Origin of the sequence: Amycolatopsis sp. NPDC047767, assembly GCF_040704195.1 — a bacterium.
Taxonomy (GTDB): Bacteria; Actinomycetota; Actinomycetes; order Mycobacteriales; family Pseudonocardiaceae; genus Amycolatopsis.
Window position 1 is genome coordinate 119,703 of record NZ_JBEYSJ010000022.1, and the last position, 16,518, is coordinate 136,220.

Annotated in this window: 15 protein-coding genes and 1 tRNA gene; 10 read left to right on the forward strand and 6 right to left on the reverse strand. The window is 71.2% G+C overall.

The window, feature by feature from the left end:
* The first annotated feature begins 7 nt into the window (after positions 1-7).
* Entirely contained in the window at positions 8-214 is a 207-nt protein-coding gene (locus AB0878_RS32720) for a hypothetical protein (RefSeq protein WP_366584063.1), read from the forward strand.
* Between the two features lies 1 nt (position 215).
* Here the strand turns inward: AB0878_RS32720 and AB0878_RS32725 are convergent, their stop codons facing one another.
* Positions 216-665, reverse strand: coding sequence for a nitroreductase family deazaflavin-dependent oxidoreductase (locus AB0878_RS32725; RefSeq protein WP_366584064.1), 450 nt, complete (start codon positions 663-665; stop codon positions 216-218).
* Positions 666-792: 127 nt separating this feature from the next.
* On the opposite strand from AB0878_RS32725, the gene AB0878_RS32730 reads away from it, so the two are divergent.
* Both AB0878_RS32730 and AB0878_RS32735 read left to right on the forward strand, forming a co-directional pair.
* Positions 793-1,470 carry a TetR/AcrR family transcriptional regulator gene (locus tag AB0878_RS32730; RefSeq protein WP_366584065.1) on the forward strand — a complete coding sequence of 226 codons (678 nt, stop codon included), beginning with the start codon at positions 793-795 and terminating at the stop codon, positions 1,468-1,470.
* A gap of 82 nt (positions 1,471-1,552) precedes the next feature.
* Positions 1,553-3,073: a 3-hydroxyacyl-CoA dehydrogenase gene (locus AB0878_RS32735; RefSeq protein WP_366584066.1), complete on the forward strand. Its 1,521-nt coding sequence runs from the start codon at positions 1,553-1,555 to the stop codon at positions 3,071-3,073.
* A 57-nt stretch (positions 3,074-3,130) separates the two neighbouring features.
* On the opposite strand, the gene AB0878_RS32740 is transcribed toward AB0878_RS32735, so the two are convergent.
* The 3 genes from AB0878_RS32740 to AB0878_RS32750 all read right to left on the reverse strand — a co-directional run bounded on the left by AB0878_RS32740 (position 3,131) and on the right by AB0878_RS32750 (position 7,679).
* The gene (locus AB0878_RS32740) at positions 3,131-3,562 is read right to left on the reverse strand and encodes a cupin domain-containing protein (RefSeq protein ID WP_366584067.1); all 432 of its coding nucleotides are present in this window, start codon (positions 3,560-3,562) and stop codon (positions 3,131-3,133) included.
* 156 nt (positions 3,563-3,718) lie between these two features.
* Positions 3,719-6,703: a PQQ-dependent sugar dehydrogenase gene (locus AB0878_RS32745; RefSeq protein WP_366584068.1), complete on the reverse strand. Its 2,985-nt coding sequence runs from the start codon at positions 6,701-6,703 to the stop codon at positions 3,719-3,721.
* 304 nt (positions 6,704-7,007) lie between these two features.
* Complete coding sequence (locus AB0878_RS32750) at positions 7,008-7,679, reverse strand: L,D-transpeptidase (protein WP_366584069.1); 672 nt, start codon at positions 7,677-7,679, stop codon at positions 7,008-7,010.
* Positions 7,680-7,891: 212 nt separating this feature from the next.
* On the opposite strand from AB0878_RS32750, the gene AB0878_RS32755 reads away from it, so the two are divergent.
* A complete protein-coding gene (locus AB0878_RS32755; RefSeq protein WP_366584070.1) occupies positions 7,892-8,398 on the forward strand; it encodes a hypothetical protein in 507 nt (168 codons plus the stop codon).
* Positions 8,399-8,446: 48 nt separating this feature from the next.
* Here AB0878_RS32755 and AB0878_RS32760 read toward each other — a convergent pair whose 3' ends face one another.
* Together AB0878_RS32760 and AB0878_RS32765 are read right to left on the reverse strand one after the other, a co-directional pair.
* Positions 8,447-9,331, reverse strand: a complete 885-nt coding sequence (locus tag AB0878_RS32760) for a serine/threonine-protein kinase (RefSeq protein WP_366584071.1) — start codon at positions 9,329-9,331, stop codon at positions 8,447-8,449.
* Between the two features lie 9 nt (positions 9,332-9,340).
* A complete protein-coding gene (locus tag AB0878_RS32765; RefSeq protein ID WP_366584072.1) occupies positions 9,341-11,083 on the reverse strand; it encodes an N-6 DNA methylase in 1,743 nt (580 codons plus the stop codon).
* 77 nt (positions 11,084-11,160) lie between these two features.
* Between AB0878_RS32765 and AB0878_RS32770 the strand changes: the two genes are divergently transcribed.
* The 6 genes from AB0878_RS32770 (at position 11,161) to AB0878_RS32795 (ending at position 16,517) form a co-directional block, all read left to right on the forward strand.
* A complete protein-coding gene (locus tag AB0878_RS32770; RefSeq protein WP_366584073.1) occupies positions 11,161-11,910 on the forward strand; it encodes a protein phosphatase 2C domain-containing protein in 750 nt (249 codons plus the stop codon).
* Between the two features lie 57 nt (positions 11,911-11,967).
* Positions 11,968-12,052 (forward strand) — tRNA-Ser (locus AB0878_RS32775).
* Positions 12,053-12,870: 818 nt separating this feature from the next.
* The gene (locus AB0878_RS32780; RefSeq protein ID WP_220244957.1) at positions 12,871-13,131 is read left to right on the forward strand and encodes a hypothetical protein; all 261 of its coding nucleotides are present in this window, start codon (positions 12,871-12,873) and stop codon (positions 13,129-13,131) included.
* A 4-nt stretch (positions 13,132-13,135) separates the two neighbouring features.
* On the forward strand, positions 13,136-13,384 hold the full coding sequence (locus tag AB0878_RS32785; RefSeq protein WP_285971769.1) for a hypothetical protein: 249 nt from the start codon (positions 13,136-13,138) through the stop codon (positions 13,382-13,384).
* 26 nt (positions 13,385-13,410) lie between these two features.
* Positions 13,411-16,152, forward strand: a complete 2,742-nt coding sequence (locus AB0878_RS32790; RefSeq protein ID WP_366584074.1) for an FtsK/SpoIIIE domain-containing protein — start codon at positions 13,411-13,413, stop codon at positions 16,150-16,152.
* Positions 16,149-16,517 carry a hypothetical protein gene (locus AB0878_RS32795; RefSeq protein WP_360601296.1) on the forward strand — a complete coding sequence of 123 codons (369 nt, stop codon included), beginning with the start codon at positions 16,149-16,151 and terminating at the stop codon, positions 16,515-16,517. Before AB0878_RS32790 ends, AB0878_RS32795 begins: the two co-directional genes overlap by 4 nt.
* Position 16,518 lies beyond the last annotated feature (1 nt).

Genomic DNA, 16,518 nt, shown 5'->3' on the forward strand with positions numbered 1-16,518 from the left:
AACCCCCGTGAAACGCTGGATCACGCTGGCCATCGGCGCGGTGCTGGTGCTGGTGGGGGCCGTCTGGGTCCTGCAGGGCGCCGGCGTCATCACCGGCAGTTTCATGACCGGTCAGAAGCTGTGGTTCCTGATCGGACTGGTCGCGATCCTCGTCGGGGTCGTGGCCGTCGCCGCCACAGCTCGGCGGTCCACGAAGCGGTCCACGAAGAAGTGACTCAGGCGGGCATCAGCTCGAAGATGGGGTAGCCCGGCGCGATCTCGCGCAGCTTCTCCTCCGGCGCCTTGGCGTCCACGCCGTCGAAGAACACGCCGACCTCGAACTTCCAGCGCTTGAGGTACGCGCGCAGCAGCACGGGCTTCTCGTCGTCGGCCAGCTCGCGGTAGGTGAAACCCTCCACGCGCTTGCCGACGCGCAGCTGCCCCTTGCCGGCCACGCGCAGGTTGCGCACCCACTGCGTCTCGCCGCGCGGCGCGACCAGGTAGCGGCCGCCCTCGAACGGCAGCAGGTTCACCGGCACCTCGCGGATCTCGCCGGTCTTGCGGCCGCGGACCATCAGCACGCGGCTGCCGACCACGCTCACGCCCCGCTTGGTCAGCCACTGCACGAAGTTGTTGAACGAGTTGGTGGCCTTGGCGGGCTTGATGTAGCGCTTCTCGGTGTTCATCTCGGGACCTCCAGGTTCTTCGAGAGCGCTGCTCTCCGTTGAGATCAGTGAACACCAATCCGCACTTAGATTCAAGAGCAGTGCTCTCTATTTTGTGCAACGCTCTCGAAGTGGCACACTGGTCCCCATGACCGCCACCAGGACCGCCCGCGAACGTGCCCGCGCCGAACTGACGCAGGAGATCAAGGACGAAGCCCGCCGCCAGCTGGCCGAGGTCGGCGCGCACGGGTTGTCGCTGCGCGCGGTCGCGCGCGAGCTGGGCATGGTGTCCTCGGCGCTCTACCGCTACTTCCCCAGCCGCGACCGCCTGCTCACCGAGCTGATCATCGACGCCTACGACGCCGTCGGCGAGGCCGCGGAGAAGGCCGACCCGGGCACCGGCGACCCGCGCGAGCGCTGGCACGCCGTCTGGCAGGCCACCCGCGCGTGGGCCAAGGCGCACCCGCACGAGTACGCGCTGATCTACGGCTCGCCGATCCCCGGCTACCAGGCGCCGCAGGACACGATCGTGCCCGCCGCGCGCGTGGCGCAGGCGATGGCGAAGGTGCTGCTGGAGGCCGATCCGCACGAGCCGGCCGTCACGGCCCCGATGTCCGCCGAGCTGCGCGGACAGGCCGAGGGGCTGGCCCGGGCCCTGGGTGCGAACGCGCCGGCCGAGGTCGTGACGCGGCTGATCGGCGCGTGGACGCAGCTGTTCGGCGCGATCAGCTTCGAGCTGTTCGGGCAGTACGTGGGCAGCGTCGACCCGTCCGACGCCTACTTCGAGCACCTGACGGGACAGATGGCCGACTTCGTGGGGCTGTGAACTAGCCCTCTCGGGACGGTTCACCGACGGCGGAGAGACGGTACGTTCGCGCGTGACGACTTCGCGGGGAAGGTGGTTCGACGTGGCGGGATGGGCCGAGCGGGTCAGCAGGGTCCGGGTGGTCGGGACCGGCGTGATGGGGCGCGGCATCGCCCAGCTCGCCGCGACCGGCGGGGTCACGGTCGAGCTGGCCGACCTCGACCTCGACGCGGTGCGCTCCGCGCTCGACTACGTGCACGGCATGCTCGACAAGCTGGTCGCGAAGGGCCGCCTGTCCGAGGCGGAGGGGCGCGCCGCCAAGGAGCGCCTGGTGATGGTGGACGCGCCGTCCGCGCCGGCCCAGGACGTGGACCTCGTGATCGAGGCCGTGCGCGAGGACCTCGAGGCCAAGCGCGTGCTGTTCGGCAAGCTCGAGCAGGTCTGCCGGCCCGACACGGTTTTCGCCACCAACACGAGCTCGCTGTCGGTCACGGAGATCGCCGCGGGCCTGACCGACCCGACGCGCGTGGTCGGCCTGCACTTCTTCAACCCCGTGCCGCTGATGCGGCTGGTCGAGGTCGTCCCCGGCGTCCGCACGGTCGAATGGCTGCCCGAAGAGGCGCTGAAACTGGTGCGCCGCTGGGGCCACGAACCCGTGCTCGCGAAGGACGCGCCGGGCTTCCTGGTCAACCACGCCGGGCGCGGCCTGAACACCGAGGCGCTGCAGATCCTGTCCGAGTCGGTCGCCGAGCCGGCGGACGTCGACCGCATCGCGCGAGACGTGCTGGGGCTCAAGCTCGGACCGTTCGAGCTGCTCGACCTCACCGGTCTCGACGTCTCCCACGCCGTGCTCGAAAGCATCTGGAGCGGCTTCCACTCCGAGCCGCGGCTGCGCCCGTCGTGGCTGACGCGCCCGCGAGTGGCGGCGGGGCTGTTCGGGCGCAAGAACGGCGAAGGCTTCTACCGCTACGTCGACGGCAAGCAGGAGGTCGCGCCCGAGCCGGCCGCGCCGCCGGCCCCCGACAAGCCCGTGTTCACCGCCGAGGAACGCCTCGGCCGCCTGCTCACCGCCGCCGGCGTGCAGGTCGTCGCCGACGCGTACCCCGACGCCGTGCTGCTGGTGTCACTGCGCGGCGAGTCCACTTTGGACGCCGCCGCGCGCGCCGGCCTGCCCGCCTCGCGCGTCTGCGGCGTCGACGCCCTGGGCGGCTACGAAGGCCGCCTCACCCTGTCCGTCCACCCGGGACTCGACCCCGCCGCGGGCCGCGCCGCGTGGGGCGCGCTGGCCGCCACGGGCCGCCCGGTGACCATCGTGCAGGACGGCCCCGCGCCCGTCGCGCAGCGCCTGCTGGCCTCGATCGTCAACACGGCGTGCTACATCGCCGCCCAGAACCTCGCCGAGCCGGCCGACATCGACACCGCCGTCCGCCTCGGCCTCGGCTACCCGCGCGGCCCCTTGGAGTGGGGCGACCTCGTCGGCGCGGACAAGGTGCTGCGCGTCCTCACGGGCCTGCACCAGTCCACAGGGGACCCGCGCTACCGGCCGAGCAGCTGGCTCGTGGAACGCGTCGCGCTCGGCCTGCCGCTCACCGCGAAGGGCACGCGGCCCGACGATCTGCTCTGACGCCACCGGAACCGCGGGGGTGCCGCCCCGACCGCGGCGCCCCCGGCTCCGAAAGCGTCAGTCGAAGCTGCAGCCCGGGTTCGGCGCGTCGTCCGACAGCGGCGCGCCGTGGGGCAGGACGTAGAGGACGTCGAGGACCATCGGCGTGGTGCCCTCGTTGCGGCCGATGTGGACGTGGTCGGCGCCGGCCGGTTCCATGATGGGGGCGCCCTGGTGGTAGACGCCGTCGACGGCGCAGTCGGATTCGTAGTGGGTGAGCGTGCCGGAGCGGACCCAGCCGTAGAGGTTGCCCTCGTGGGTGTGCCAGCCGGTGGAGCCGCCCGGGGCGAGGGTGATCTCGCGCAGGACGAAGTCGGTGTTGCCGGCCGTCCACTGGGAGATCAGGGTCGCGCTGACGCCACGACCGGGCGTGGCCGACGCGACGGACGGCACGAGCAGGGTGGCGAGAGTGGCAACGCCGGCGACGGCGACCGTGGCGAGCTTGCGCATGGAAGACCTTTCTCGATGATCTTCCGTGAAGTTACCCCACGAACGGTTGTCTGAAAGTTCCTGACTTACCGTCCACACGGGCACTTCTCACCCGTCGGGAACGCCCACAATGGACAGATCACCCACGCCGGAGCCGACGTGGGTGACCCGGGCCACTCACCAGCGGTGGTCGACCGCCCCCGCCGGCGTCCACACGATGTAGCCGCCCTGGAAGTCGCTGCGGAACCCGTTGGCGCCGTAGCGGTACTCGTCCGACGTCGGCAGCCCCAGGTAAGACTTCTCCCACCCGAGCGCGGCCCAGCGCTTGCGGATCTCGCCCTTCACATTGTGCGCGCCCGTCGCCGGACTCCAGTAGATCGACGCGTTGCCGCTGAAGTGGTTGTAGCGCGCGGCCCCGTTGGGCGTGGCGGTTTCGTCCGTGGTCGGGTAGCCGAGGCCGCGTTCCCAGCCGTACGCCGCCCACTTCTGCTTGATCGCCCCGCCGATCTCGTGCGCACCGGTCGATGGTGTCCAGTAGATCGAAGCGCCGCCGGTGAAGTGGTTGTACCGGCCGACGCCGTCCGGGGTCACCGCTTCGTCGGTGGTCGGATAACCGAGGCCGCGTTCCCAGCCGTACGCGGCCCACTTCTGCTTGATCGCCCCGCCGATCTGGTGCGCGCCCGTGGCCACGGTGTAGTAGATCGAGCCGCCGCCGCTGAAGTGGTTGTAGCGGCCGACGCCGTCGGGGGTGCCGGCCTCGTCGTTGATCGGGTAGCCCATGGTCTTTTCCCAGCCCAGCGCCGCCCACTTCGCCCGGATCTGGCCCTGGATCGAATGCGCGCCCGTCGACGGCGTCCAGTAGATCGACGCCGCCTGCGTGCCCGGCGTGCCCTGCAGGTGGTTGTAGCGGCCGACGCCGTCCGGAGTCGGCGTCTCGTCGGTCACCGGCGGCCCGTAGGCCTGGTGCCCGCCGATCGCGAGGTACTCGGCGAGGATCTGGCCGCCGATCTCGCGCACGCCGGTTGCCGCGGTCCAATACAGGCGCGCGTTGGCGTACGGGCGGTAGTGCACCGGGCCGTCGACCACCTCGGGACCGGTCGCCGCGCCGGCGAGTGTGCGCAGCGCGGGTTCGGCGGCGTAGCGCTGGTCGATCGCGGTGGCGTAGTTCGCGGTCAGCGTCGTGTCGCTCGCGCCGACGGTGATCGACCACGACGCGGTGGCCGGCCCGTCCTGCCAGCCGGTGAACTTCGACGCGCCGTCGCTGCCCAGCGTCGACGCCGTCACGTCGAACGTCGCGCCCTCGGTGACCATCGCGCTGCTCACGCCGCCCTCGCTGGGGATGCTCAACGCGGCCGGCTGCGTGCTCACGAGCGTGAGCCGGTGCTGGCGCGGCAGGGCGACGTAGGTCTTGCTCGCCTTCACACCGGCGCTGTCGGTGACCGTCGCGGTGAACTCCATGCGCGAGTCGGTGTGGTCGGTGAACGGCACGGAAATCGACGGGCCGGTCGCGCCGTCGTCGGGGTGCACGTGGCACGCGCCGAGGTCGGGGCAGTGCCGGATCAGCGACGTCCACGTGACGGGCAGCGTGCCGTCCTCTTCGTCGGTGGCCGTGGCGGTCAGCGAAACCGGCTCGCCGACGGCGAAGGTCTTGTCCGGAGTGGACAGTTCGAGGTCGGGCGAGTGGTTGCCCGGAGCCACCGCGACCGTCGTGGTCCCCTTGGCTCCCAAGGGGTCCTGGGCGGTGAGGGTGGCCGTGAACGACGCGCCGGTGCCGTACTGGTGACTCGCCGTCACGCCCGTCGCCGTGGTGCCGTCGCCGAAGTCCCAGGTGTAGGTGAGCGCGTCGCCGTCGAAGTCGTAGGAACCGCTGGCGTCGAAGGAAACCGTGCGCGTGCCGGGGTCGGTCGACGATGTCGCCACCGCGACCGGCGCCGCGTTGTTCGTCGAGTAGCTCAGGCGGCGCAGGCGGCTGCCGTTGAGGTCGGCGAACACGATGTCGCCGTTGGGCGCCGAGGAGATCCGCGTGACGCCGCCGATGTTCGCGAACGGCGGCGGGTTCACCGGAGCCTGAGTGAGGGCGCCCTGTGCGTTGTACTTGAGCGTCCACATCTTCTGGCCCGCGTAGTCACCGAAGAAGTACGCGCCCTGGTACGCGGCCGGGTAGGTCGTTCCACTGTAGACAACGCCACCGGTGACGCTGTTGCCGTTCGCCGGCCCGTCGCCGTGCTGGTGTTCCCACAGCGGCGGCGTGTTCACGACGTGGGCGCAGCGCGCGTCGGTGCTGTAGCCGGGCGTCGGGTGGTTGCCTTCCCAGCACGGCCACGCGAGGTTCGCGCCGGGCTGCACCACGTCGATCTCTTCCCACAGGTACCAGCCGACGTCGCCCACCACCGGCAGGCCGCTCTTCGGATCGAGCGTGAAGCGGAACGGGTTGCGGAAGCCGCTCGCGAACACCTTGCTGCGCGTGGAGTCCGGGGCCGAAGGGTCGTAGAACGGATTGCTCGGCACGCCCTTGCCGTCCGGCGTGATGTGCAGGATCTTGCCGTGGGGCGAGTCGAGGTCGAGCGCCACGAAAGCGACCTCGTTGGTCTTGCCCGCGTCACCGTTGTCGCCCACCGAGTACCACAGCGTGCCGTCGGGCGCGGGGATCACGGTGTCGAGGCCGTGGATGTAGTACTGGCTGCCGGGCAGCTCGAAGATCACCTTCTCGTCGGCGAGGCCGGTGGGGTGGCCCGAACCGTCGATGGTCACGGTGAAGCGCGCGGCGCGCAGCACGTACTGGCCGCCGCCCGTGCTCACGGCGCGGTTGAGGTAGATCTGGTGCGAGGTCGTGTAGTCCGGGGCGAGCGCGACGCTCGTGAGCCCCATGTCGCCCTGTGTCTCGACCGGGAAGTTCGCGATCCGCACGGGGTCGCCCGAGCCGTTGGCCGGGACCCAGTTGACGGCACCGCTCTTGCCCAGCGCCAGCACGCTGTCGTCGGGCAGCCACGCGAAGTCGGTGAAGTCGTAGGGCGAGAGCCCGGTGGGCGTGTCCCGCAGCACGAAGCCGGCGGGCAACGTCGGCGCCGCGTCATCGGCCGCCGCGGCGGACGCGGTGATCGGGACCAGCGCCACGGCCAGCACGGCGGCCGTCAGCAACGAGCGGAGTTTGTTCCAGGCCATGCGGTGTGCCCCTTCGTGAGTGATCGGTTATCGCTCACGAAGAGGACGTTGTTACCGCATCCGGGTGAATTTCGTTAAGCACCGGCGGATGTCACCCGGACCTGCGAACGCTGTGCACATTCGAACACCTGAGCCCACCCCGGATGGTTGATGCGAGGGCTCATCAACCGCGACAACAAGCTCTGCCTCGGCGCGATCCCGGGCACCAGGGGCACGACCTCAACCTGCGTAAGGACGAAAAAGAAGTGGGGGCGCCGGTTTCGACCGGCGCCCCCACTTCGCGTTTCACCCACCCGTCAGGGCGTCAGGGCACGACCTGCACGACGTCGCCGACGTGGAGGGTGTTGAAGAACTTCAGCGACGACGTCGCCGAGAGGTGCACGCAGCCGTGCGAGTACGTCTTCAGGCTGCCGGTGTGGAAGGCGTCGCCGGGGTAGAAGAACACGGAGTTCGGCATGGGTGCGTTGTCGAACTCGCGGCTGTAGTGCATCTTCTCCTTCGACAGCACGTGGAACGAGCCCGTCGGCGTCGCGTTGCCCTTGCGGCCCGGCAGCATCGAGACGGGGCCGTAGATCACCTTGCCGTCCTGCAGCAGCCACGCCTTGTGCGCCGAGATGTCCACGCACGCGGCCGTGCCCGACGCGGCGGCGGCCTTGGCGCACGGCACGTCGGCGGCCGCGGTCACCGGCGGCTTCGGCTTGGTCGTGGTGGGCTTCGGCTTGGTGGTCGTCGGCTTGGGCTTCGACGTGCTCGTGGCCGGCGAGCTGGTGGTGGCCGGGGCGCTGCTCGTGGTCGCGGGCGCGCTGCTCGACGTCGCCGCGGAGGTCGTCGCCGAGGTCGTCGGCGCACCGCCGCCGGCACCCGCCTCCACCGCGCCACCACCGGTCACGTTGGCGGGCGACGCACCACCGCCGGAACACGCGGCGAGCACGAACGCGCTGGCCACGGCCGCGATCCCCACCAGAAGCCTCTTCACGATCCGGTACCCCCAGGGAACTCGATCAGGTCGAACTTGTCACGGGGATAGACGACCGTCCCCCGGTGGTGGTTGCGGCCCGAAGGTCACGATTTCGGCGCGGCTCCACCCCCGGGTGGACGCGAGGATCCACCCGGAACCCGCCCGTGAGCCGACGAAACGGCAGGTCGAAAGGACGAATCTGGGTGTCACCACCGACCAAGGAGCCCCCGATGAACCCGCTGACCCTCCTCGCCTACTTCGCCATCGCGGCCCTCGTCCTCTACCGAGTGGTCTACAAGCAGCTGCGCGGCACGCTGCTGAGCCGGAAGTCGCTGGTCACGATGCCGCTCGTGCTCACCGCCATCGGCGTGTTCACCACGGCCCAGGCGCTGCCGAAGGCGAGCACCGGCGAGCTGGTGCTGCTCGGCGCGGACATCGCGGTGCTGATCGTGCTCGGCCTCGCCCGCAGCGCGAGCACCACGCTCACGGCGCGCGGCACCACGACGTTCCAGAAGGGCTCGGCGCTGACGCTGGTGCTGTGGCTCGCGACCATCGGCGCCCGCGTCGGCTTCGGTTTCCTCGGCGGCTACCTGGGCTTCGGCAGCGGCCTGACCTCGGCGTCGATCCTGCTGACGCTGGGCCTGAGCATCGGGGTCCAGAACGCGCTGACCTACTACCGCATCCAGCAGCGCGGCCTCCCGCTGGCCGAGCAGAGCCGGCCGGCGGTGCGCGCCTGACGATCCACCGCGAAGTCCTCCCGACCGCACCCGGTCGGGAGGACTTAGTCATCCCCGGACCTGCGCCACCACGCGCGCGTACATCCGCGCGGGACTCGGCACCGCATGCAGGAACCCCGGCAACGGCGGCAGATCACGGACGAACGGGCCCAGCGCCGCGTACAACGCGTCGGCGCCGGAGGGTCGGTTGGCCGGGTCTTTGGCGAGGGTCGCGGCGAGCAGGGCGTTGAGCGCGGCGGGCACCCCCGGCACGGCGGTGGGCGCGTCCTTCACCTGCTTCTCGAACACGGCGTACGCGGTGGGACCGGTGAAGAGCTGACGGCCGGTGAGCATCTCGTGCAACGCGCAGCCCAGCGCATACAGGTCGCTTCGCGGCTCCGCGAGGCCGCGCTGGATCTGCTCCGGCGCCATGTACGACGGCGTACCCAGCAGCTGGCCGGCCCGCGTGAAGCGGGCGACGTCGGCTTCACGCAGCACGGCGAGGCCGAAGTCCATCACCTTCACGCTGCCGTCGGGGCAGAGCATGAGGTTGGCGGGCTTGAGGTCGCGGTGGCAGACGGACCGGGCGTGGGCCGCCGCGAGCACGGCGGCGGTCTGGGCCGCGATGGCCGCCGCCCAGGGGACCGGCAGCGGACCGTGCTCGGCGAGGAGATCGGCGACGGTGACGCCGTCGACGAACTGCATGACCTGGAACAACCGGTCGTCGTGCGTGCCGAAGTCGTACAGCGTGGGTACGCCGGCGTGGTCGAGCGTCGCGAGGATGCGGGCTTCGCGGGCGAAGCGTTCTTCGAGCTCTTCGTCGCGGCCGGGCAGGCGCAGCAGCTTGATGGCGACGCGCCGGTCGAGCCGCCGGTCGTGCCCGCGGTGCACCGCGCCCATCCCGCCCCGGCCCAGCGGCAGCTCGTCGACCTCGTAGCGATCGGCGATGAGCATGGTTTCCCTTCAGGCGCCGGGCCGCAGCCGTCCTTCGGCGAGCGCCGCAAAGCCTAGCCGGACCAGGTCACGGCCGATTTCCGCCGTCTCCCGCAGCGCCCGGTCGAACTCGGCGAGGGCACGGAAGGCGGCGCCGTACGAGCGTTGCTCGGCGAGCGGGTAGCGCGCCACTTTGAGGCGCCGCGCGTCGATGCGGGTCGAGGCGCTGTGCACGGGGAAATCGGCGGCGCGCAGGCAGCCGGCGAGGAAATCGGCGTCCAGGCGGTCCGGATCGACGCGGTAGAGGGAAAGCGCGGGGCCGAGCCGCACGGGCGGTCCACTGTGGACCTTGACGGCGCCGGTGACGGACGCGATCACGTCGCCTTCGTGCGCGATCACGGCCGCGCCGTCGGGGGCCGCGTAGCCGGTGGGGGCGCGGCCGGCCAGGACGTCGTCGGGGGTCAGGACGGGTTCGTCGCCGTCGCCGGTCCGCGTGGGCGCGTGGTGGATCTCCAGCGCGCCGGCCTTCACCAGCTCGCCGACGGTGGTGTGCGCCGGTTCCTCGCCCGTCGGCTGCAGGGGCGGGAGATCGAGGCCGACGCGGCTGAAAAGCCGTTGTGCGGCAAGGAAAGCCTCGCCGAGGTCTTCCCGGGCGGTGCGCCGCTGGGCGGGCGTGAGGTCGACGTCGTCGTCGAGGAGGTCGATGATGCGTTCGCCGGTGCCGTTGTCGAGGTGGTCGTGCCAGAGGGCTTCGGCGTCGTCGACGGTCGTCTCGGCGATCAGCGCGGTGGCGGGCGCGCGGGTGCCGGGCTCGGGTCTGGTGAGCAGCCAGAGGTCGGTGCCCGGGGCGAGGGTGAGCACGGCGCGCAGCGCGCCCGCGCGCAGGAGGTTGGCGCGGATGCGTTTGCCGCTGCGCCGGCCGGCCGCGGCGCCGGGCATCAGGACGGCGACGGTGCCGCCGGGCTTCACGCGCGCCAGGCAGTGCTGCACCCACGCCAGCTCCGACTCGCCGCGCGGCGGCAGGCCGTACTCCCAGCGCGGGTCGCCGACCAGCTCTTCGTGGCCCCAGGCGCGTTCGTTGAACGGCGGGTCGCAGAGGACGACGTCGGCCCGCTGACCGGTGAAGGCGTCTTCACGCAGGGAGTCTCCGGCGTGGATCTCGGTGTCGGCGCCGTGGAGGCGCAGGCGCAGGGCGGCGATGCGGGCAGTGGTGAGGTCGCTGTCCTGGCCCTGGGCGCGGGCGGCCTCGGCGACGAGGAGCAGGGAGCCGAAGCCGCACGCCGGGTCGAGCACGGTGGTCCCTTTCGCGCCGGTGAGGCGGACCATCAGGCTCGCGTACGCGGGCGTCGTCGGGGAGACGCGCCGCGCGTGGGCTTCGAAGTAGCGTTCGCAGAGCTGCTCGAAGGTCCAGGTCGCCCCGTTCACCGTGGCCGCCTGGGCAAGGAGGGTGAGCAGCTCGGGGTCGTCCGTCGGACGTTCGGTGGCGTGGGCGAGGTACTCACCGGCGTCGGCGACGCGGGTGCCCAGCTCCAGGTCGTCGCCGAGGGCGCGCAGCCGTTGCCACGCCAGGTCGATCGGCGCGAGCTCCACGGGCCGGCCGCGGCCGGCCAGCCACGCCTGCACCTCGGGCAGCGAGAACAGCGGGCTGGACGCGGTGCCGCCCACCGGGCGCGGGAAGTCGTCGTGGCGCCGCCGCCAGTTGCTCACCGCGGCGCGGCGCACCCCCGCCAGCCTGGCGATGTCGGCGGCGGTGACCGTCGCGGTGTCGTCCATGGCCAGCACGATAGCTGATGACTGGAGTTTCCATCGTTTTGCTTGTTAACTCAGTCAACCAATGGTTACATGGTGGCATGGCCACCAACCAGACCCGGTTCACCCTGCGCTACGCCGCGGGCTCCGACACCGGGCGACGACGCTCGATCAACGAGGACTCCGTCTACGCCAGCGGACGCCTGCTCGCCGTGGCCGACGGTATCGGTGGTCAGCCCCACGGGGAAGTGGCCAGTGCCACCGCGGTCGGCGTGCTCGCGAGCCTGGACTCCGAGCTGCGCTCGCTCGACCTCACCTCGATCGACCTCCAGAGCACCCTCGCCGACGGCGTCCGGCGCATCGGCGAACGCCTCGCCGAGGTCGCCGAGCAGGACCCCGCCACCCACGGCATGGGCACCACGCTCACCAGCCTGCTCTTCGACGGCGTCCGCTTCGCCGCCGCCCACATCGGCGACTCCCGCGGCTACCTCCTGCGCGACGGCGAGCTGCACCGCATCACCCGTGACCACACCCTCGTGCAGGCCCTGGTCGAAGACGGCCGCATCTCCCAGGCCGACGCCATCGACCACCCGCGCCGCTCGCTGCTCATGAAGGCCCTCCAGAGCACCGGCTCGGGCGACCCCGACGTCTGGGAGTTCACCCCGCTGGCCGGCGACCGCCTCCTGCTCTGCTCCGACGGCCTCACCGCCGGCGCCGGCGAACCCGCCATCGCCGAAACCCTGGCCGCCGGCACCCCCGACGAAGCCGTCCCCGCCCTCATCACCCTCGCCAACGACGGCGGCGGCCCCGACAACATCACCATCGTCGTCGCCGACGTCGTCCCGGCCTGATCCCCACCCCCGGCCCACCTGCGGGACCGCACCACCCCATCCGGTACCCTTCTCCACGGAGGATTGGCCGAGCGGCCTAAGGCGCACGCTTGGAAAGCGTGTTGGGTTCACGCCCTCGCAGGTTCGAATCCTGTATCCTCCGCCGCAATAGCAGGCGAAACGCCGGGCAGCTTTCACGAGCAGCTCGGCGTTTTGTCGTTGCAGTCTCAATTCCCGTCTCAATTGCCATCCCGAGACTCACCACGCGCAAGACGCAGGAACTGCGTCGACGGATCGCCCGTCCACCGGACGATCCGGATGGTTGCCGCGAACAGGTGGTCGCCGGGGCGGCTGTGGTCGAGGTCGGCGTCGAGGTCCAGGACAGCGCGGCCACCGCGGTCCGGCCCAGGCCGCGCCGGCGCGGCGCGCGCTGCGCGTCGAGCGCCCGGTGCGACGCGGCCGGGTCGAAGGTGCCGAACCGGTCCACCATCGCGTCACCCCGGGTCCGCCGCGGCACGCCCGTCCGAAAACCCGAATTTCCTTCCACATCCCCGATTTCGCCGGTTCGCGCCGCGCTCGGCTGGTCGGCCTACGGCCCGTTGGGCCGTTGCCGAAGCGTTGCTGATCGACACCCGTGCAGGCCACGGGGCTAGCCGAGGACCTCCGGAACCCACCCCGAACCCACGCGCTAGTCTCCTCCGCAGACTCGATCGTAGAAGTTCGGAGAGGTTCATCGGTGTCACGAATACCGGCCTGACCTGGGCGCGGCCACTCGCGCGCGAGCCTCGAAAACCGCAGGTCACCATGGCTGGAACACGGTTCGGGGGTCCCGTTACCGACCGCTGCCCGCGAGGCCCCGGACGTCACCCACGTCCGGGGCCTTGTCGATTCTCCCCCAGTTCCTCACTTACCGAAGACACCTGATCACGCTAAGTTTGTACGTGGTCGTTCCAGCCCCGACGCACCGAGGAGTCCGCCCCCATGCCCGGAGTGGAAGAGATCCGCGCTGGCATCGCGCTCGCGAACGAGAAGGCGTCCGCGAGCATCGCCGCCCTGCAGCAGGCAGCGCAATCTCTCGAAGAAGCCCAGTTGTCGCTTTCCCAGGCGACGCAGGGCAGCAGTCAGCACGAGGTCAACCAGGCCCACGGTCTGCTGGCCGAAGCGCTGAACGGAATCACCGGGATGCAAAGCACCATCCAGGCCAGTATTTCGTCGGCCGACTCCTACTCGGCCCGGTTGTAACCGCATGTCGGGACTCGCCGAGATCCACCAGTTGCTCACCGCCGCGATGACGGGCCTCACCGACGGGCGCGCCCACGCCGAGCGGGCCAAGTCCCTGCTCGGCGACGCCCGCAGAGCGCTCGTCGACGCACAGGCGAAAGCCGATCCTTGGCTGCCGACGCAACTGGACCAGGCCGACGAGGGACTCGACCACCTCCTCACCCGCCTAGCCGCCGCCGACGACCTGGTGAGCGGATATCAGTCACGTCTGTAGGGACGACCGCGCTATGAGCAGCACCGATGGCCAGTAAATCCGCCGAGCAGCGCAACCGTGTTCAGACGGCGCTGGACCGGGTCCGGCACCAGATCGGGCTCGTGCTCGGTGCCGCCGCCGGCGCCCGCGAGGCCGCGGAGGCCGACGTGGCGCGGCTCGCTCTCGAACAGGAAATCGTGCGGGTCGGCATGAACCACGCCGATGCCGAGCAGCAGACCGAATGGGCGCGGCACCCGGCCGCGCACGAGGTGTTCGCTTCGCTCGGCGGCGTGCGCAACGCGTTCTACACCGACTGGAGCTCGGGCCCGGGCGCCCTGCGGGACCTGGTGGCGGCCAACGCCCCGGGCCCCGCGGGGCGGCCGCCGAGCGAATGGCTCGGCCGGGTGGGGACCAACCCCGGCATCATCGCGCCGGGGCTGTGGCGCGTGGGCTCGGCGACGGCGGCCGGCCGCGACATCTCGCGGACGTTCGACGTCGCCGTGCCCCTGCTCGACGAGTCGCACCTGCAGATCACCTCGGCGCCCAAAACGCGGCCGGTGATCGACGGGATCGTGCAGAACCTGCTGATGCGGGTGCTCTCGACGTTCGAGCCCGGCGCCGTGAAGATCCACCTGTGGGACATCGGACAGCTCACCGCGATCCTGCCCGACCTGTACCCGATCAGCCGCACCAGCGCGCTGTCGCTGTACGACCCGACGCGGCTGGAAGACCTCCTCGACGAGCTCGCCGGCCACATCCGCCGCATCCACGCCACCGGCATGCAGGCCGGGCACACGTCGTTGCGGGAGCTGCGCCGCGCCGGCAACCAGCGCGTGGAGCCGTACCGGATCGCAGTGCTCTACGGCAACGGCGAAACGCTGGAACCCGAGCTCGCGCGCGACCTCAAGCGCGTGGCCAGCGGCGCGCTCGCCGCGGGGATCTGCCTGATCCTGATCGACGTGCCCACGGCCGTGAGCGCGTCGGTCGAATCGCTGAGCCTGCTCGACGAACGGCGCGCGATCAGCAGCATGACGGGCACCGACCTCGTCGTCGACCTCGACCCGCCGCTGCCGTCCGGGCAGGTCATCCGCGCGGCCGGGCGGATCGCGGAAGCGTTGATCGCCAAGCAGGGCGGGCCGCGGTCGTTCGCCGACCTGCTGCCCACGGAGTTCGGTCAGGAGAGCTCGGCGCGGGAGCTGCGCGCGCCCGTCGGGTTCTACGAGGGCGAGGCCGTCGAGGTCGTGATCGGCGACGCCAGCCCGCACGCGCTGATCGGCGGGCCGAGCGGATCCGGCAAGACGAACTTCCTGTACGCGCTGCTGGGCAGCCTCGCCGCGCGCTACACACCGGACGAGCTGGCGCTGTACCTCCTGGACTTCAAGGAAGGCGTGTCGTTCGCGGGCCTGGCGCCCGGCCGCAAGGACGCGAGCTGGCTGCCGCACGCGAAGCTCGTGGGTGTCAACGTGAACACCGACCGCGAGTTCGGCCTGGCGCTGCTGCGGTTCCTCGCCGACGAGCTGCGCCGGCGTTCGGCCGCCGCCAAGGAACACGAGGTCACGAACCTGGCCGACCTGCGCGAGCAGGACCCGGGCGGGCACTGGCCGCGGATCGTGGCCGTGATCGACGAGTTCCAGTACCTGTTCGCCGGGCGCGACCAGGTCACGGCCACGGCCACGCAGCTGCTGGAGGACATCGCGCGGCGAGGGCGTTCGCAGGGCATCCACCTCGTGCTGGCGAGCCAGGACGTCGCGGGCATCGAGGCGTTCTGGGGCAAGCCGGCGGTGTTCGAGCAGTGCACGCTGCGCATCGCCATGCCGAAGGCGCGGCGTGTGCTGGCGGAGACGAACAACGCGGCCGTGTCCGCGCCGAAGTGGCACGCCGTGATCAACCACGACTCCGGTGTGGCGCACGGAAACCTGCTCGCGCACATCCCGGACGCGAGCAGCCGCAACGTGTTCGTCGACCTGCAGCACAAGCTGTGGGAGCTCTACTCCGGACGCTTCCCGCGCCCCCGGCTGTTCGACGGCGCACATTCGCCGGTACTGGAACAGTTCCCGGCGTACACGGAGCTCAAGCCCACCTCGCGCCCGCGCGCGCTGCTGGGCCAGTCGATCGACGTGACGGAGGCCGCGCAGGGCGTCGAGCTGCCGCGTGCGCCGGGTCGCAACGTCGCCGTGCTGGGCGGCGCGTCGGCCGAGGCACTGTCCATCATGGACTCCGCGGCTCGGTCGCTCGCGCGGCAGTACGAGATCGGCGAGGTCGAGTTCGTGCTGTTCTGCCCGATCGAGGCGTGCGCACCGGCCGTGCTGGAGCTGACGGAGCGGCTGCGCGCCGAGGGGCACATCGCGGACCTGATCGACGACCTGTCGGCTCTGCTGACCTCGATCGTCGAAGGGGAGCTCGGCGGTCCGTCGCGGATCCTGCTGCTGTACGGGGTGGACGCCGCGTTGCCCGCGTTGGAGACCAAGGCACCCGGCCAGCTCAAGAGCGGCCTCGACCACCTGCGCACGGTGCTCAAGACCGGCCCGGGCCACGGCGTGCACACCATCGGCTGGTGGCGCAGCATCGCGCGGCTCAAGGACACGCTCGGCTTCGGCGGCACCGACGACATCGGCACGTGGGCGGCGCTCGACGTGCAGGGCAACGAGCTTTCGCCGTTCGCCGCCGGCCAGGTCGTGCACTGGTCGCCGCGTCAGGGCCGCGCGTTGTTCTTCGACCGCACCACGCACGGCGCCCCCGAAGTGATCATCCCCTTCCAGCGCCCCGAGACCTCCGGAGACCCGTCATGACGGACGATGCCAGCGCGGCCATGCGCTACAAGGAGATCGTCGGCCTGGCCCGCGGCTCCGCCGACAATCTGCGGGCCTGGGAGCTCGCCCGCGCCGACGAGATCGACCACCAGCTCGCCGACGCGCACGCCGCCGTCTCCGCCGCGAAGGAACGCGAGGAGAAGGCGGCCGAACGCGCGTCGCGCTGGTGGAAGATGGCCCTGCACAACGTCGCCCGGCTGAACTTCCTCGAGCCGGCCGACGATCCGCAGCCGGTGTCGACGGCGCGGCCGCAGTACCTGGACCGGTATCTCGAGGAAGTGAAGCCGTCGTACCAGGAGCTGGTGCAGGCGGTGCTGGCGCTCGGGTGGCGGGCGAAACGCTGAC

Excerpts from the sequence above, each read along its gene's own strand:
- AB0878_RS32725 (WP_366584064.1), bottom strand. The coding sequence starts at position 665 with ATGAACACCGAGAAGCGCTACATCAAGCCCGCCAAGGCCACCAACTCG.
- AB0878_RS32770 (WP_366584073.1), top strand. The coding sequence starts at position 11,161 with ATGGCCACCAACCAGACCCGGTTCACCCTGCGCTACGCCGCGGGCTCC.
- AB0878_RS32795 (WP_360601296.1), top strand. The coding sequence starts at position 16,149 with ATGACGGACGATGCCAGCGCGGCCATGCGCTACAAGGAGATCGTCGGC.
- AB0878_RS32780 (WP_220244957.1), top strand. The coding sequence starts at position 12,871 with ATGCCCGGAGTGGAAGAGATCCGCGCTGGCATCGCGCTCGCGAACGAG.
- AB0878_RS32760 (WP_366584071.1), bottom strand. The coding sequence starts at position 9,331 with ATGCTCATCGCCGATCGCTACGAGGTCGACGAGCTGCCGCTGGGCCGG.
- AB0878_RS32740 (WP_366584067.1), bottom strand. The coding sequence starts at position 3,562 with ATGCGCAAGCTCGCCACGGTCGCCGTCGCCGGCGTTGCCACTCTCGCC.
- AB0878_RS32790 (WP_366584074.1), top strand. The coding sequence starts at position 13,411 with ATGGCCAGTAAATCCGCCGAGCAGCGCAACCGTGTTCAGACGGCGCTG.
- AB0878_RS32755 (WP_366584070.1), top strand. The coding sequence starts at position 7,892 with ATGAACCCGCTGACCCTCCTCGCCTACTTCGCCATCGCGGCCCTCGTC.
- AB0878_RS32730 (WP_366584065.1), top strand. The coding sequence starts at position 793 with ATGACCGCCACCAGGACCGCCCGCGAACGTGCCCGCGCCGAACTGACG.
- AB0878_RS32745 (WP_366584068.1), bottom strand. The coding sequence starts at position 6,703 with ATGGCCTGGAACAAACTCCGCTCGTTGCTGACGGCCGCCGTGCTGGCC.
- AB0878_RS32785 (WP_285971769.1), top strand. The coding sequence starts at position 13,136 with ATGTCGGGACTCGCCGAGATCCACCAGTTGCTCACCGCCGCGATGACG.
- AB0878_RS32765 (WP_366584072.1), bottom strand. The coding sequence starts at position 11,083 with ATGGACGACACCGCGACGGTCACCGCCGCCGACATCGCCAGGCTGGCG.